Raw genomic sequence first — 15483 nt, 5'->3', positions numbered from 1 at the left:
CATGTCACGGAGATCACGATCATGAGCAAGCGCAACACCCAGGCCAACAAGGCGGCGGCCCGCGAGCGGCTGCGCGAGGAGCGCGAGCGCCAGGCCAAGAAGGACAAGACGCGCCGCCAGGTCGTCGTCGCGGTGTCGGCGGTCGCCGCCCTCGCCGTGGTCGGCGGCGTCAGCTACGCCATCGTCCAGGCCAACAAGCCCTCCGCGTGGGAGGCCGCCGCGGACGCGAAGAACATCACGGCGCCGAAGAACACCGAGGGCACGAACGGCACCACGGTCGTCATCGGCAAGCCCGAGGCCAAGAAGACCCTGGAGCTGTACGAGGACTCCCGCTGCCCGGTCTGCGCGACCTTCGAGCAGGGCGTGGGCGCGACGGTGGCCAAGGACGTCGCCGACGGCAAGTACAAGATCAAGTACATCGGTGCCACCTTCATCGACAACTCCGACCAGGGCGAGGGCTCGAAGAACGCCCTGTCGGCGCTGGGCGCGGCGCTGAACGTGAGCGGGGACGCCTTCCTGAAGTACAAGGAGGCGCTGTACTCGACGAAGTTCCACCCGGAGGAGAGCCAGGACAAGTTCGCCAAGGACTCCTACCTGCTGGAGATCGCGGACACGGTGCCGGCCCTGAAGGGCAACGCCGAGTTCAAGAAGAACGTCGAGAACGGCACCTTCGACGCCTGGGCCATGAAGATGTCGAAGGCCTTCGACGAGAGCGGGGTCCGGGGCACGCCGACGCTGAAGATGGACGGCAAGACCCTGACGGCCGAGGGCAGCGAGAACCCGCCGCTGACGGCGGACCAGTTCAACGCGGCGCTCGCCAAGGTGCTGAAGGGCTGACACCTCCCCCACCGCGCCCGCCGCTCCTTCCGGCCCCCGGACCGCCCCGCCCCGCGCGGGCGGCCCGGGGGCCGCGGCACGTCCGGGGCCGGGGGCGCGGCGGCACGCCGGGAGCGGAGCCGGGGGCTCGGGGCCGGGGGGTACGGAGCCGGGCGACGCCCCGTCGACGAGTCGGCGAACTTTGCGCGCGGAGCTGCCACTTCTCCGTACCGGCCGGTAATCTGACGGCCCGTGACCAGTCCTCACCTGATAGCCGCCCCCACCCGCCGCACCGTCGTGAAGGCCGCCGCCGTGACGGCCGTCGTGACCCCGGCCCTGGTGGCCACCGCCTCCCCCGCGCTCGCCGAACCGGCCGCGCCCGCCTTCCTGCACGGCGTCGCCTCGGGCGACCCGCTGCCCGACGGCGTCCTGCTCTGGACGCGCGTCACCCCCTCCCCCGACGCCGTGCCCGGCTCGGGCCTCGGCCCCGACACGACCGTCGGCTGGGAGCTCGCCGAGGACCGCGGCTTCGCCCGGACCGTGGCGAGCGGCACCGCCCTGGCCTCCGCCGCCGCCGACCACACCGTGAAGGCGGACGTCCGGGGCCTGCGCCCGGGCACCGCCTACTACTTCCGCTTCACCGCGGGCGGGACCGTCTCCCCGGCCGGCCGCACCCGCACCGCCCCCGCCGCCGACTCGGCCGGCCCCGGCGTCCGCTTCGGCGTGGTCTCCTGCGCCAACTGGGAGGCCGGCTACTTCTCCCCGTACCGCCACCTCGCCGCCCGCGCCGACCTGGACGCGGTCCTGCACCTCGGCGACTACATCTACGAGTACGGCACCGGCTCCTACCCGGAGGCGAAGTACACCGTCCGGAAGCACGAGCCGGCCCACGAGATCGTCTCGCTCGCCGACTACCGCACCCGGCACGGGACGTACAAGACGGACGCCGACCTCCAGGCGCTGCACGCGGCGCACCCGGTCGTGGCGATCTGGGACGACCACGAGTTCGCCAACGACGCCTGGTCGGGCGGGGCCGAGAACCACACCCCCGGCACCGAGGGCGACTGGGCGGCGCGGGTCGCGGCGGCCAAGCGGGCCTACTTCGAGTGGATGCCGGTGCGCGCCTCGACCGAGGGCACGGTCTTCCGCCGGCTGCGCTTCGGCAGGCTGGCCGATCTGCACCTGCTGGACCTGCGCTCCTTCCGTTCCCAGCAGGCGGGCACGGGCAGCGGCCAGGTGGACGACCCGGAGCGCTCCATCACCGGCCGGGCGCAGCTGGACTGGCTGAAGTCGGGCCTCTCGGCCTCGGACGCCGCCTGGCAGCTGGTCGGCACCTCGGTGATGATCTCGCCGGTCGCCTTCGGCTCGCTGCCGGCCCATCTGCTGGAGCCGCTCGCGGAGCTGCTCGGGCTGCCCAAGGAGGGCATCGCGGTCAACGTCGACCAGTGGGACGGCTACACGGACGACCGCAAGGAGCTGCTGCGGCACCTGAGGGACGGGGCCATCCGCAACACCGTCTTCCTCACCGGCGACATCCACATGGCCTGGGCCAACGACGTGCCGGTGACGGCGGCGACGTATCCGCTGTCCGCCTCGGCGGCGACGGAGTTCGTGGTGACCTCGGTGACCTCGGACAACCTGGACGACCTGCTGCACGTGGCGCCGGGCACGCTGTCGGTGGTGGCGGCGGGCGCGGTCAAGGCCGCCAACCGGCACGTGAAGTGGGTGGACATGGACCACCACGGCTACGGGGTGCTCGACGTGACGGCGGAGCGCTCCCAGATGGACTACTACACGGTCTCGGACCGGGCGGACGTGAACGCGACGGCGTCCTGGGCCCGTTCGTACCGCACGCTGAGCGGAACGCAGCGCGTCGAGCGCGTGTACCAGCCGGTGCGCTGAGGCGTACGGAGGTCCGATACGGGTCTCCGCGGCGGCGATTTTCAGCCATGATCGGCTCTGTTAACGGGAGATCACATGGCTACGGCGGGTGGTGAGTCCGGACGTTCGAAACCGGACACACCACCCGCCTTCGCCGTTCCTTCTGTTACCCCTCTGTCTCAAACCCCACGACAGACAGAAGTTTTTCTTCCCGATGACCCGCTTTGCCCCATGAATGATTGGGCTTGATCACTCCTCAACGGGGTCTGACATGCACGCGTAATCTCCCGGCCAGTGGCGAGGAAGTACCTCCCCACCACCCCCCACGAGGAGTCACCGTGCGCGCTCTTGTCCGCATATCGCCGCGTATGTCACGTCGTATGCTCGGCACCGCCGTCATGGCCGGAACTCTGGCCCTGGCACCCCTCTCCGCCCCCGCGGCGACCCCGGCCGGCACCACCGCCCTGGCCGCCGCCGAGAAGTGCGCGGACGACTCCGCCGCCCTGTCGGGCGCCCGCAAGGCCAAGGGCCACGCCACCGAGGCCGAGCCCAACGAGGTCACCGCGGCCCAGGCCAAGGCCATGGACGACGACCTGAAGAAGAAGGTGAACGCCGCCCGCGCGGCCGGCCGGCTCTCCGCGGGCGCGAACGCCGCCGCCGTGACGACGATCCCCGTGTACGTCCACGTCATCCACAGCGGCACCACGGGCAAGCTCAGCGCGGCGGCCATCAACAACCAGATGGCCGTCCTCAACGCCGCCTACGCCGGGCAGGGCACCGGCAACGTGAACAGCGGCTTCCAGTTCACCCTGGCCGGCACCGACTACACGGACAACGCCACCTGGTACAACGTCTCCGACGGCACCCAGGCCGAGAAGGACATGAAGAACGCCCTGCGCAAGGGCGGCGCCAACGCGCTGAACGTCTACACCGCCAACCTCGGCGGCGGGCTGCTCGGCTGGGCCACCTTCCCGTCCTCCTACAAGGCCAGCCCCAAGATGGACGGCGTCGTCATCCTCGACGCCTCGCTCCCGGGCGGCTCCGCGGCCAACTACAACGAGGGCGACACCGCCACCCACGAGGTCGGCCACTGGATGGGGCTCTACCACACGTTCCAGGGTGGCTGCAACGGAAACGGCGACTACGTCAGCGACACCCCGGCCGAGAAGAGCGCGGCCTTCGAGTGCCCGACCGGCCGTGACACCTGCACCAACAAGCCCGGCGTGGACCCGATCCACAACTTCATGGACTACACGTACGACTCCTGCATGTACCAGTTCACCTCGGGCCAGGTGACCCGCATGAACGACTCCTGGACCGCGTACCGCGCCTGACGGACCGTCCGGGGCCCTCGGGGGAATCCCCCCCGGGGGCCTACAGGCTGTCCAGGAACGCCAGCGCGACCGACCAGGTCCGCTCCGCCGCCTCCGCGTCCCAGTCCGGCAGCTCCGGGTCGGTGTACAGGTGCCCGGCGCCCCGGTAGCGGTAGACCTCCACGTCCGCACCGGCCCTGCGCATCTGCAGGTACCAGGACGACAGCCAGTCGTCCGTCTCGAACGGGTCGGGCTCCGCCACGTGCAGCTGCACCGGCAGCTCGGCCACCGACGCCGACTCGGCCAGGTCCGAGGTGCCGTGGAGCAGCAGCAGCCCGCGCGCCTTCTCGTCGCCCAGCGCCAGCGTCTGCGCGACCGAGGCGCCGAGCGAGAAGCCCATGTAGACCAGCCCGCGCTCCGAGTACGGCGCCGCCGCCAGGACCGCGCGGCGCAGCAGCTCGTCCTTCCCGATCGCGTCCCGCAGCGCCATGCCCTCCTCGACGGTGCCGGCGGTGCCGCCCTCGAAGAGGTCCGGCGTCCAGACCTGGTGCCCGGCGGCCCGCAGCCGCTCGGCAGCGGCCTCGACGGCGGGGCGCATCCCGTAGACCGAGTGGAAAAGCATGATGTCCATGCCTCCATCCTCCCATCCGGTCCCGAACGCCCGGTGCCGGCCGTCCGGCCCCCACCATCCGGTCCCGACCATCCGACCCCGCCCGTCCGGTCCCGCCCGTCCGGTCCCGCCCGCTCAGCGCATGCTGCGCACGTCGAGCTGCCGCAGCACCCGGTCCACCACCTCCGGGTCGGCGCCCGGCTCGCTGCGCGCCGCCAGCACCTCGTGCCGGGCCGCCGACATCAGCTCCCGCTGGATCCGCTGGACCTTCTTCACCCGCTCCACCCGCTCGGTGAACGCCGCCCGCCGCTCGTCGTCGACCATGTCCGGGCTGATCCGCGCCCCGATGTCGAAGGCCCCGCGCTGGAGCCGCTCGGCGACCTCCTCCGGCAGCTCCTCGACCTCCTCGATCTCCTTCAGGCGCCGCTTCGCGGCCTTGGCCGCCCGGATGGCCAGCTCCCGCTCGAACGCCCGCTCCGCCTCCGCGTCCGCCTTCACGCCGAGCCGCCGGACCAGCCAGGGCAGGGTCAGCCCCTGGACCAGGAGCGTGGCGATGATCACGCAGAAGGCGATGAAGACGACCTCGTCCCGGCCCGGGAAGGGCGCGCCGTCGTCGGTGCGCAGCGGGATGGCGAGCGCCAGCGCCACCGAGGCCACCCCGCGCATCCCGGACCACCACATGACGACGGTCTCCCGCCAGCTCATCGGGATCTCCTCGGCGTAGTCGCGGCCGGTGTGCAGCCGCTGGGCCAGCCAGCTCGCGGGCAGCAGCCACAGCAGCCGCACCCCGACGACCACGCCCACGACGGCCGCGCCCCAGCCGATCACCTCCCGGCCGTGCCGCTCGACGACCCCGAAGACGTTCACCAGCTCCAGGCCGATGAGCCCGAAGGCGATGCCGGTGACGAGGGTGTCCACGATCTCCCAGAAGGTCTGCCCGGCGAGCCGCCCCATCACGTCGTCGGCGTCGCTCGCGTACTCGGCCAGGAAGAGGGCGGTGACCAGGACGCCGAGGACGCCGGAGCCGTGCAGCTCCTCGGCGAGCACATAGGCGACGAAGGGGACCAGGAGGGTGAGGCCGATCTGGAGGGTGGGGTCGCCGAGCAGGCCCATCAGCCGGTTGGCGGCCCAGCCCAGGGCGAGCCCCACGGCGACGGCGACGACGGCCGACAGGACCAGCTCGCCGAGCGCCTCGGGCCAGGAGAAGGAGCCGCTCACCACGGCGGTGATGGCCACGTTGTAGAGCACGATCGCGGTGACGTCGTTGAAGAGCCCCTCGCCCTCCAGGATCGACACCAGGCGCCGGGGCAGCCCCAGCGAGCCGGCGACGGCGGTCGCGGCGACCGGGTCGGGCGGGGCGACCAGCGCGCCGAGCGCCAGGGCGGCGGCCAGCGGGATGCCCGGCACGAGCGCGTCGGCGACCGCGCCGACGGCGGCCGTGGTCACGAAGACCAGGGCCACCGCGAGCAGGAAGATCGGCCGCCTGTTGGCGGCGAACTGGCGCCAGGAGGTCCGCTGCACGGAGGCGTACAGCAGCGGCGGCAGCACCAGCGGCAGGATGAACTCGGGCGGGATGTCCACGTCGGGCACGAAGGGCGCGAAGGCCAGCACGATCCCGACCAGGGTCATCAGGACGGGTGCGGGCAGCCCGAGGCGTCCCCCGAGAGGCACGGTGAGCACGGCGCCGAGCAGCAGAAGGAAGAGCAGGGCCAGTTGATCCACGGCCCTACCCTGTCACGTACGTCCTATTTCGCCGCGATTGCCCCCACCGGAGCGTGGGGGCGGGGCGGCTCAGAGCGTCCGGCGCATCGCCCGGTGCGGCATCCCGGCGTCCGGGAACTCCGGACCGTACGCCGCGTAGCCCAGCCGCTCGTAGAAGCCGAGGGCGTGGGTCTGGGCGTGCAGGTCGACGGCGGTGAGCCCGCGCGCGCGAGCCGCGTCCTCGATGGCCCGCACCAGCGCGGCGCCCACCCCGAGACCGCGGGCGGCCTTGTTCACCGCGAGCCGCCCGAGGGAGCCCACCGAGGCGTCGGAGCCGGTCTTGCCGGTCGCGTCGGCCCCGTACAGCAGCCGCCCGGTGCCCAGCGGCGTGCCGTCGGCGGCGACGGCCAGCACGTGCGCGGCGCTCGTGTCGTACGGGTCGTACTCCAGCTCCTGGGGCACGCCCTGCTCCTCGACGAAGACCTCGCGGCGCACGGCGAAGCAGGCGTCCAGGTCGGCCGCGTCCACGGCCTCGCGCACGGTGACACCCGCGGACGCGGGTGACGGGGCGCTCACCGGCTCTCCGCGGCGATGCGGTCGAGCGCGGTCTGCAGGTCGGCGGGGTAGGTGCTGGCGAACTCGACCCACTGCCCGTCGCCGGGGTGCTCGAAGCCGAGCCGGACGGCGTGCAGCCACTGGCGGGTCAGCCCGAGCCGCTTGGCCATCGTGGGGTCGGCGCCGTAGGTGAGGTCGCCGACGCAGGGGTGGCGCAGCGTGGACATGTGCACCCGGATCTGGTGGGTGCGGCCGGTCTCCAGCTTGATGTCCAGCAGCGAGGCCGCGCGGTAGGCCTCGATCAGGTCGTAGTGCGTGACGGACGGCTTGCCTTCGGCGGTCACGGCCCACTTGTAGTCGTGGTTCGGGTGCCGGCCGATGGGCGCGTCGACGGTGCCGCTCATCGGGTCCGGGTGGCCCTGCACCAGGGCGTGGTAGCGCTTGTCCACCACGCGCTCCTTGAACTGGCGCTTCAGCGAGGTGTAGGCGTACTCCGACTTCGCCACCACCATCAGGCCGGAGGTGCCGACGTCGAGGCGGTGCACGATGCCCTGGCGCTCGGCGGCGCCGGAGGTGGAGATCCGGTAGCCGGCGGCGGCGAGGCCGCCGATCACGGTGGTGCCGGTCCAGCCGGGGCTGGGGTGCGCGGCGACGCCGACCGGCTTCATGATCACGACGATGTCGTCGTCGTCGTGGACGATCTCCATGCCCTCGACGGGCTCGGCGACGACCTGCACCGGGGCCGCGGCGCCCGGCATCTCGACCTCTAGCCACGCGCCGCCGCTGACCCGCTCGGACTTGCCGACGACGGCGCCGTCGACCTGGACCTTGCCTGCGGCGGCCAGCTCGGCGGCCTTGGTACGGGAGAACCCGAACATACGGGCGATGGCGGCGTCGACGCGCTCGCCCTCCAGGCCGTCGGGAACGGGCAGCGTGCGGATCTCGGGACTCGTGCTCACCCGTCGAGTATGCCTTGTGCGGACGACACGCTGTCGTCCGCACGGGTCGGGCGGGGGTTCCGGCTCAGTCCTTGTGGACCGTTCCGTCCGGGTCCAGGCCCCGGAAGGACAGGAAGACGATGAGGATGCCGCCGCAGACGATCGCCGAGTCGGCGAGGTTGAAGACGGCGAAGTGGGCGGGGGCGATGAAGTCGACGACCGCCCCCTCGAAGACGCCCGGCGAGCGGAAGATCCGGTCGGTGAGGTTGCCCAGCGCACCGCCCAGCAGCAGGCCCAGCGCGATCGCCCAGGGCAGGCTGTAGAGCTTGCGGGCGAGCCGGATGATCACGACGATCACCACGGCCGCGATCCCGGTGAAGATGAACGTGAACGCCTCGCCCATGCCGAAGGCGGCCCCCGGGTTCCGGATGGCCTCGAAGCGCAGCAGGTCGCCGATCACCTTGATCGGGGCGCGCCCCTCCAGCTCCTCGACCACCAGCATCTTGCTGCCGAGGTCGAGAAGATAGGCCAGCACGGCCACGACGAGGAGCGCGACGATCCGCCGCCTCCCCCTGGGACGCTCCTCGGGGACGGCCGTCTCGTCGGCCCCTGCTGAATCCGGCGTACCTGAATCCGGCGTACCGATGACGCTCTCCGCCTCTGCCATGTGCACGAGGGTACGGCACACTCCTCCGGCCGCGTCAGCCGCGGCGCTCCTGCCTCTGCTTGTCCTCCACACACAGTGTGGCCCGGGGGAACGCCTGCATCCTGGCCTTGCCGATCGGCTTGCCGCAGACCTCGCACAGGCCGTACGTGCCCGCGTCGAGCCGCTCCAGGGCGTGCTCGGTCTGCTCCAGCATCTCGCGCGCGTTGGCCGCCAGGGCCAGCTCGTGCTCGCGGGTGATGTTCTTGGTGCCGGTGTCGGCCTGGTCGTCGCCGGCCCCGTCGCCGGAGTCGCGCATCAGCCCGGTCAGCTCCTCCCGCGAGTGGACCAGCTCGCTGCGCAGCCGCAGCACCTCCGACTGGAGCTCGTTGCGGGCCTCGGCGACCTCCTCGGGCGTCCAGGGGTCCTCGCCCGGGCGCACGGCGAGCTCGCCGGGCCGGGAGTGAGGCACCGCGGCCTCGCCCGGGGCCGTCGTGACGCCACCCGCGGTCTTCTTCGCTGCCACCGTCCTGGCTCCTGTCTTCTCGGTCGCGGCCTTCGCCGCCTTGGCGGGCGCCTTCTTGGCGGTCGCGGTCTTCTTCACGGCCGTCTTGGCGGCCTTCTCGGCGACGGCCTTCTTGGCGACGGCCTTCGCCGTGGTCTTCTTCGCCGTGGCCTTCTTCGCCGTGGCCTTCTTCTTCGCGGATGCCGCCTTCTTCACGGGGGCCGCGCGGTCCTCCGCCGCCTTCTTCGCGGGCGCGGACTCCTCGGCGGCCGCCGTCTTCCGCGCGGCCGTCGTCTTCTTCGCGGCGGTCTTCTTCGCCACCATGTCGCGGCCCCTTACACATTTTGTGATCTTGCGCGCGAATCGTGCTGGGACGATAAATCGGCCCAGGGCCCGCGGCAACGGGGCACGCCGCCCTGCACGCCCGCCCCGGCGCCCGTCGGGACGGACCTGCCTGCGTTGTGCCCAGCTCCCCGGCCGGTTATCCGTCCCGGCCGTCCCCCACTTGGCCGAAGTCCGACTCCGGGCGGGCCCGTGTGCCCATTCGGGTCACCGGGAAACGCGGGAAATCCGGTCGGCCGGGCCCGCCCCGGCCCCGTACACTGGGCTCAGCGAAAGGCTTGGATGGGGACGAGTAGCGTCGCAAGCAGCCATGAGCGACCCGGGGACGGTGAGAGCCCGGGGGCGAGCCCGATGTGAAGCATCACCCCGGAGCCGCCGGAAGAAAGCCACGGGCGACCACGGCGAGTAGAACCGGCGTCGCGACCCCAATGAGGGGGCGCGGGACGGCAGCGGCCGCCCCGGGCCAAGGAGGGTGGTACCGCGGGAGCACTGCTCTCGTCCCTCCGGACGGAAGCGAAACAAGTCCGCCGGAGGAGCTCGCAAGCATGACGCCGCCGCAATACCGCCAGGTGCCCGCCCAGGTAGACCTGCCCGCGCTCGAGCACGGCGTGCTCGACTTCTGGCAGGACAACAAGGTCTTCGCCAAGACCCTGGAGCAGTCCGAGGGACGCCCCGAGTGGGTGTTCTACGAGGGCCCGCCGACCGCCAACGGAATGCCCGGCGCCCACCACATCGAGGCGCGCGTCTTCAAGGACGTCTTCCCCCGCTTCCGCACCATGCGCGGCTACCACGTGGCCCGCAAGGCCGGCTGGGACTGCCACGGCCTGCCCGTCGAGCTCGCCGTCGAGAAGGAGCTCGGTTTCTCCGGCAAGAAGGACATCGAGGCGTACGGCATCGCCGAGTTCAACGCCAAGTGCCGCGAGTCCGTGACCCGGCACACCGACGCCTTCGCCGAGCTCACCACCCGGATGGGTTACTGGGTGGACCTCGACGACGCGTACCGCACCATGGACCCCTCGTACATCGAGTCGGTCTGGTGGTCGCTGAAGCAGATCTTCGACAAGGACCTGCTGGTCCAGGACCACCGCGTCGCCCCCTGGTGCCCGCGCTGCGGCACCGGCCTCTCCGACCACGAGCTGGCCCAGGGCTACGAGACGGTCGTCGACCCCTCGGTCTACGTGCGCTTCCCGCTGACCTCCGGCCCGCTGGCCGGCAAGGCGGCCCTGGTGGTCTGGACGACGACCCCGTGGACCCTGGTGTCCAACACTGCCGTCGCCGCCCACCCCGAGGTGACCTACGTGGTCGCCACCGACGGCGACGAGCGCCTCGTCGTCGCCGAGCCGCTGCTGGACAAGGCGCTGGGCGACGGCTGGGTGACCACCGGCGAGTCCTTCACCGGCGCCGAGATGGAGCGCTGGACCTACCAGCGCCCCTTCGAGCTCATCGACTTCCCGGCCGAGGCCCACTACGTGGTCAACGCCGAGTACGTCACCACCGAGGACGGCACGGGTCTGGTCCACCAGTCCCCCGCCTTCGGTGAGGAGGACCTCAAGGTCTGCCGCGCCTACGGTCTGCCGGTCGTGAACCCGGTCCGCCCCGACGGCACCTTCGAGGAGGTCCCGCTGGTCGGCGGCGTCTTCTTCAAGAAGGCCGACGAGAAGCTGACCGCCGACCTCGACGAGCGCGGCCTGCTCTACCGGCACATCCCGTACGAGCACAGCTACCCGCACTGCTGGCGCTGCCACACGGCGCTGCTCTACTACGCGCAGCCGTCCTGGTACATCCGTACGACCGCCGTCAAGGACCGCCTTCTCGAAGAGAACGAGAAGACCAACTGGTTCCCGGACTCGGTGAAGCACGGCCGCTTCGGCGACTGGCTCAACAACAACATCGACTGGGCGCTCTCCCGCAACCGCTACTGGGGCACCCCGCTGCCCATCTGGCGCTGCGAGGACGACCACCTGACCTGCGTCGGCTCGCGCGCCGAGCTGTCCGAGCTGACCGGCACCGACCAGTCCGAGCTGGACCCGCACCGCCCGTTCATCGACGCGGTCACCTTCACCTGCCCCACCGAGGGCTGCGCGCACGAGGCCGTCCGCGTGCCGGAGGTCATCGACGCCTGGTACGACTCGGGCTCCATGCCGTTCGCGCAGTACGGCTACCCGTACCAGAACAAGGAGCTGTTCGAGAGCCGCTACCCGGCGCAGTTCATCTCCGAGGCGATCGACCAGACCCGCGGCTGGTTCTACACGCTGATGGCCGTCGGCACCCTGGTCTTCGACAAGTCCTCGTACGAGAACGTGGTCTGCCTCGGCCACATCCTCGCCGAGGACGGCCGCAAGATGTCCAAGCACCTGGGCAACATCCTCCAGCCCATCCCGCTGATGGACCAGCACGGCGCCGACGCGGTGCGCTGGTTCATGGCGGCCGGCGGCTCCCCCTGGGCGGCCCGCCGGGTCGGCCACGGCACCATCCAGGAGGTCGTCCGCAAGACGCTCCTCACCTACTGGAACACCGTCGCCTTCCAAGCCCTGTACGCCCGCACCTCGGGCTGGGCCCCCTCGGCCGCGGACCCGGCGCCGGCCGACCGCACGGTCCTCGACAAGTGGCTGCTCTCCGAGCTGAACACGCTGGTCGGCGCCGTCACCGAGGCCATGGAGGCGTACGACACCCAGCGGGCCGGCAAGCTCCTCTCGGCCTTCGTCGACGACCTGTCCAACTGGTACGTGCGCCGCTCCCGCCGCCGCTTCTGGCAGGGCGACAAGGGCGCGCTGCGCACCCTGCACGAGGTCGTCGAGACGGTCACCCGCCTGATGGCCCCGCTGACCCCCTTCATCACCGAGCGGGTCTGGCAGGACCTGGTCGTCCCGGTCACCCCGGACGCCCCGGAGTCCGTCCACCTCGCCACCTGGCCGGAGGCGGACGCCGCCCTGGTCGACGAGGTGCTGTCCGAGCAGATGCTGCTGGTCCGCCGCCTGGTCGAGCTGGGCCGCGCGACCCGCGCCGAGTCCGGGGTGAAGACCCGTCAGCCGCTGTCCCGCGCGCTGGTCGCGGCGACCGGCTTCGCGGCGCTCTCCCCCGAGCTCCAGGCGCAGATCACCGAGGAGCTGAACGTCTCCTCGCTGGCCTCCCTCTCCGAGGTCGGCGGCAGCCTGGTCGACACCACCGCCAAGGCCAACTTCCGGGCGCTGGGCAAGCGGTTCGGCAAGGGCGTCCAGGACGTGGCGAAGGCGGTGGCCTCGGCCGACGCGGCCGCGCTGTCCCTGGCGCTGCGCGGCGGCGAGGCGGTCGTCACGGTGAACGGCGAGCAGGTGACCCTGACGCCCGAGGAGGTCATCATCACGGAGACCCCGCGCGAGGGCTGGTCGGTGGCCTCCGACTCGGGCGCCACGGTCGCGCTCGACCTGGAGATCACCCCGGAGCTGCGCAAGGCGGGCCTGGCCCGTGACGCGATCCGGCTGATCCAGGAGGCCCGCAAGAACAGCGGCCTGGACGTGGCGGACCGGATCGCGCTGCGCTGGACCTCCACCTCGCCGGAGACGGCCGAGGCGCTGGCCGCCCACGCGGGCCTGATCGCGGACGAGGTGCTGGCCACGGACCACGCCGAGGGCGCGGGCGACGACTCGTACGGCAGCCCGTTCGAGGACGAGGGCCTGGCGCTCAGCTTCCGCCTCCGCAAGGCGTAGCGGATACGGCGAAGGGCCCGGCACCCCGCGAGGGGGCCGGGCCCTTTCCCGTATCCGGACTCCGCGGCAGGGGGATCCGGCTGGTCCGCCGGAAGGGGATCCGGCTGAACCACCGGAAGGAGATCCCCCGACGCGCAAGGGCCGGGCCCCGGATTCTCACCCGGGGCCCGGCCCTTGCGACTGCCGCCGACGGCTACGCGCTCAGCGCGCGGACGTGCGGCGCCGTCAGTTGTCGTCCTCGTCGATCAGGAAGCCGCGCATCGGCGCCGGCGCCTGCTGCATCGGCTGCGGGGCCTGCGGCCGGACCGGAGCCATCGGCTGGGTCATCGCCGGGGACATCTGCTGCTGGCCGCCGTAGGACGGGGCGCCGCCCATCGGGCCGTTGCCGCCGAAGGACGGGGCGGGGGCACCCGCCGAGGCCATCGAGGGGGACGGCGGCAGGGACGCGGTCGCGGGCGTGCGCGCCGGGGCCAGCGAGTCGTCGGCCTGGGTCTCCAGCTGACGCAGCTGCGACTCCAGGTACGACTTCAGGCGGGTCCGGTACTCACGCTCGAAGCCCCGCAGGTCCTCGACCTTGCGCTCCAGCGTGGCGCGGGCGGACTCCAGGGAGCCCATCGCGACGCGGTGCTTCTCCTGCGCGTCCCGCTCCAGGGCGTCGGCCTTGGCGCGGGCGTCCCGCTCCAGGCCCTCGGCGCGCGAACGCGCCTCGCCGACGATCTTGTTGGCCTCGGAACGGGCCTCCGCGATCGCCTGGTCGGCGGTCTGCTGGGCCAGCGAGAGGACACGCGCGGCGCTGTCGCCGCCGGGGCCCTGCGGAGCCGGCTGCATCTGCTGCATCTGCTGCTGCGGGTGACCCATGGGGCCGCCCTGCATGGGACCGCCCTGCATCGGGCCGGGGCCCATCGGACCGCCCTGCATCGGGCCACCCTGCATGGGGCCGCCCTGCATCGGGCCACCCTGCATGGGGCCGCCCTGCATGGGACCGCCCTGCATGGGGCCACCCTGCATCGGACCGCCCTGCATCGGACCGCCCTGCATCGGGCCACCCTGCATGGGGCCGGCGGGCAGCGCCGGGGCACCGGACGGAAGCTGCGGCGGGCCCATCTGCGGGGGCTGCTGCTGGGCCGGCGGTCCGGATATGGCGGCGGGCACCGGGGCGCCGGGACCGACGGGCCGGTCCTGCTGCTCCGGGGGCTTGCGCATACCCTGCTGCTGCTGGTTCTGCGCGGCGGCACGGGTCGCGGCGGCCAGCTTGGCGCGCAGGTCCTCGTTCTCGCGGAGCAGCCGGGTCAGTTCGGCTTCGACCTCGTCGAGGAAGGCATCGACCTCGTCTTCGTCATAGCCTTCTCGAAGGCGGACGGTCGTGAACTGCTTGTTCCGCACGTCCTCGGGGGTCAACGGCATCTCTTCTTCACCTCTACGTAGTCGTCGGCAGTCGGCAAGACCGTATCGTCCACATTTCCCTGATGTTCCTGCACCATCACCTCGCGAAACCACTCACGACGTTGATCAGGATGTAGACGATGATCATCAGAACGAAGAAGGACAGGTCGAGTGCCACGCCCCCGAGACGCAGCGGCGGGATGAGCCGCCGCAGAAGCTTGAGCGGTGGATCGGTGACAGTGTAGGTGGCCTCCAGAACGACCACCATCGCCTTGCCGGGTTGCCATGAACGGGCGAACTGGAAGACGTAGTCCATGACCAGCCGGAAGATCAGGAGGACCAGGAAGCACATCAGCGCGATGTAGACCACTTGTAGTGCGACGCCCATCCCGCGCTTCCCTCTCCCCTGGCTCTCGCTTGTCCGGCCGCCCTGCGGCCGGGTCGTTCTCGGTCTCGGTTCTCAGCTCTGGTTGAAGAATCCGCCCTCTGCGATGCGGGCCTTGTCCTCCGCCGTGACATCGACGTTAGCAGGCGACAACAGGAACACCTTCTGCGTCACGCGCTCAATGCTGCCATGGAGACCGAAGACGAGACCGGCGGCAAAGTCGACAAGTCGCTTCGCGTCGGTGTCGTCCATCTCCGTGAGGTTCATGATCACCGGAGTGCCCTCACGGAAGTGTTCCCCGATGGTACGGGCCTCGTTGTAGGTCCTCGGGTGCAGCGTGGTGATGCGGTAGGGCTCCCGCTCGGACACGACCTTGGGCATGATCACCGGTGCGTTCTTCTCCAGGCTCGGACGTTCGGGTGTGATGGATGCCACGGGGGCAATGCGGGCCGGACGTCCGCTTTCTGCGGATACCGGGACAGAATGGGACACCGGCTCGCGGGGCGCGGGCGGGGAGACCACTCGTACCGGTTCCTCCCGCTCCACCTGGCGCGGGGGCTGGTGATGGCGCCGGTCGCGCTCGGGCTCCGGCTCCAGCTCGGGTTCGAAGTCGTCGTCGGGGTCGAAGCCCCGGCCGTCGTAACCATCGTCCTCCACGAGGCCGAGGTAGACCGCCATCTTGCGCATCGCGCCGGCCATGCTCTGCATCCTCCGCTCTGTGGTGG

The 15483-nt window shown here is 71.5% G+C and carries 12 protein-coding genes and 2 pseudogenes; 5 read left to right on the top strand and 9 right to left on the bottom strand.

Annotated elements, in window-relative coordinates; genetic code table 11:
- The first annotated feature begins 21 nt into the window (after positions 1 to 21).
- The 3 genes from ACZ6J5_RS13405 to ACZ6J5_RS13395 all read left to right on the top strand — a co-directional run bounded on the left by ACZ6J5_RS13405 (position 22) and on the right by ACZ6J5_RS13395 (position 4031).
- A complete protein-coding gene (locus ACZ6J5_RS13405; RefSeq protein ID WP_469390864.1) occupies positions 22 to 837 on the top strand; it encodes a thioredoxin domain-containing protein in 816 nt (271 codons plus the stop codon).
- A gap of 231 nt (positions 838 to 1068) precedes the next feature.
- Positions 1069 to 2718, top strand: a complete 1650-nt coding sequence (locus tag ACZ6J5_RS13400) for an alkaline phosphatase D family protein (RefSeq protein ID WP_469390862.1) — start codon at positions 1069 to 1071, stop codon at positions 2716 to 2718.
- Between the two features lie 347 nt (positions 2719 to 3065).
- The gene (locus ACZ6J5_RS13395; protein ID WP_469390860.1) at positions 3066 to 4031 is read left to right on the top strand and encodes a zinc metalloprotease; all 966 of its coding nucleotides are present in this window, start codon (positions 3066 to 3068) and stop codon (positions 4029 to 4031) included.
- 40 nt (positions 4032 to 4071) lie between these two features.
- Here the strand turns inward: ACZ6J5_RS13395 and ACZ6J5_RS13390 are convergent, their stop codons facing one another.
- The 6 genes from ACZ6J5_RS13390 to ACZ6J5_RS13365 all read right to left on the bottom strand — a co-directional run bounded on the left by ACZ6J5_RS13390 (position 4072) and on the right by ACZ6J5_RS13365 (position 9286).
- Positions 4072 to 4641, bottom strand: coding sequence for a dienelactone hydrolase family protein (locus ACZ6J5_RS13390; protein ID WP_469390858.1), 570 nt, complete (start codon positions 4639 to 4641; stop codon positions 4072 to 4074).
- A 114-nt stretch (positions 4642 to 4755) separates the two neighbouring features.
- Positions 4756 to 6342, bottom strand: coding sequence for a Na+/H+ antiporter (locus ACZ6J5_RS13385; RefSeq protein WP_469390856.1), 1587 nt, complete (start codon positions 6340 to 6342; stop codon positions 4756 to 4758).
- A gap of 69 nt (positions 6343 to 6411) precedes the next feature.
- On the bottom strand, positions 6412 to 6897 hold the full coding sequence (locus tag ACZ6J5_RS13380) for a GNAT family N-acetyltransferase (RefSeq protein ID WP_469390854.1): 486 nt from the start codon (positions 6895 to 6897) through the stop codon (positions 6412 to 6414).
- Positions 6894 to 7835, bottom strand: a complete 942-nt coding sequence (locus ACZ6J5_RS13375; protein WP_469390852.1) for an RluA family pseudouridine synthase — start codon at positions 7833 to 7835, stop codon at positions 6894 to 6896. The genes ACZ6J5_RS13380 and ACZ6J5_RS13375 overlap by 4 nt, the downstream gene beginning before the upstream one ends.
- Positions 7836 to 7899: 64 nt before the next feature.
- A complete protein-coding gene (gene lspA, locus ACZ6J5_RS13370) occupies positions 7900 to 8481 on the bottom strand; it encodes a signal peptidase II (RefSeq protein WP_469390850.1) in 582 nt (193 codons plus the stop codon).
- A 34-nt stretch (positions 8482 to 8515) separates the two neighbouring features.
- A complete protein-coding gene (locus ACZ6J5_RS13365) occupies positions 8516 to 9286 on the bottom strand; it encodes a TraR/DksA family transcriptional regulator (RefSeq protein ID WP_469390848.1) in 771 nt (256 codons plus the stop codon).
- Positions 9287 to 9849: 563 nt separating this feature from the next.
- Between ACZ6J5_RS13365 and ileS the strand changes: the two genes are divergently transcribed.
- Together ileS and ACZ6J5_RS13355 are read left to right on the top strand one after the other, a co-directional pair.
- On the top strand, positions 9850 to 12990 hold the full coding sequence (gene ileS / locus ACZ6J5_RS13360) for an isoleucine--tRNA ligase (RefSeq protein ID WP_469390846.1): 3141 nt from the start codon (positions 9850 to 9852) through the stop codon (positions 12988 to 12990).
- Between the two features lie 624 nt (positions 12991 to 13614).
- A pseudogene (locus ACZ6J5_RS13355) lies at positions 13615 to 13992 on the top strand (hypothetical protein); the annotation flags it as partial.
- Between the two features lie 270 nt (positions 13993 to 14262).
- On the opposite strand, the pseudogene ACZ6J5_RS13350 reads toward ACZ6J5_RS13355, so the two are convergent.
- The 3 genes and pseudogenes from ACZ6J5_RS13350 to ACZ6J5_RS13340 all read right to left on the bottom strand — a co-directional run.
- Positions 14263 to 14394: pseudogene (locus tag ACZ6J5_RS13350) on the bottom strand (DivIVA domain-containing protein); the annotation flags it as partial.
- 76 nt (positions 14395 to 14470) lie between these two features.
- On the bottom strand, positions 14471 to 14761 hold the full coding sequence (locus ACZ6J5_RS13345; protein WP_362471196.1) for a YggT family protein: 291 nt from the start codon (positions 14759 to 14761) through the stop codon (positions 14471 to 14473).
- 72 nt (positions 14762 to 14833) lie between these two features.
- Positions 14834 to 15457: a cell division protein SepF gene (locus ACZ6J5_RS13340; protein ID WP_469390844.1), complete on the bottom strand. Its 624-nt coding sequence runs from the start codon at positions 15455 to 15457 to the stop codon at positions 14834 to 14836.
- Between the last annotated feature and the right edge of the window lie 26 nt (positions 15458 to 15483).

This window comes from Streptomyces sp. NPDC042100, from assembly GCF_055582325.1.
Note: the sequence above shows the minus strand (reverse complement) of the source record. Positions and strands in the feature narration are given on the sequence as shown.

Coding starts and splice junctions, on each gene's coding strand:
- ACZ6J5_RS13405 (WP_469390864.1), top strand. CDS start 22: ATGAGCAAGCGCAACACCCAGGCCAACAAGGCGGCGGCCCGCGAGCGG.
- ACZ6J5_RS13395 (WP_469390860.1), top strand. CDS start 3,066: ATGTCACGTCGTATGCTCGGCACCGCCGTCATGGCCGGAACTCTGGCC.
- ACZ6J5_RS13390 (WP_469390858.1), bottom strand. CDS start 4,641: ATGGACATCATGCTTTTCCACTCGGTCTACGGGATGCGCCCCGCCGTC.
- lspA (WP_469390850.1), bottom strand. CDS start 8,481: ATGGCAGAGGCGGAGAGCGTCATCGGTACGCCGGATTCAGGTACGCCG.
- ACZ6J5_RS13365 (WP_469390848.1), bottom strand. CDS start 9,286: ATGGTGGCGAAGAAGACCGCCGCGAAGAAGACGACGGCCGCGCGGAAG.
- ileS (WP_469390846.1), top strand. CDS start 9,850: ATGACGCCGCCGCAATACCGCCAGGTGCCCGCCCAGGTAGACCTGCCC.
- ACZ6J5_RS13345 (WP_362471196.1), bottom strand. CDS start 14,761: ATGGGCGTCGCACTACAAGTGGTCTACATCGCGCTGATGTGCTTCCTG.
- ACZ6J5_RS13340 (WP_469390844.1), bottom strand. CDS start 15,457: ATGGCCGGCGCGATGCGCAAGATGGCGGTCTACCTCGGCCTCGTGGAG.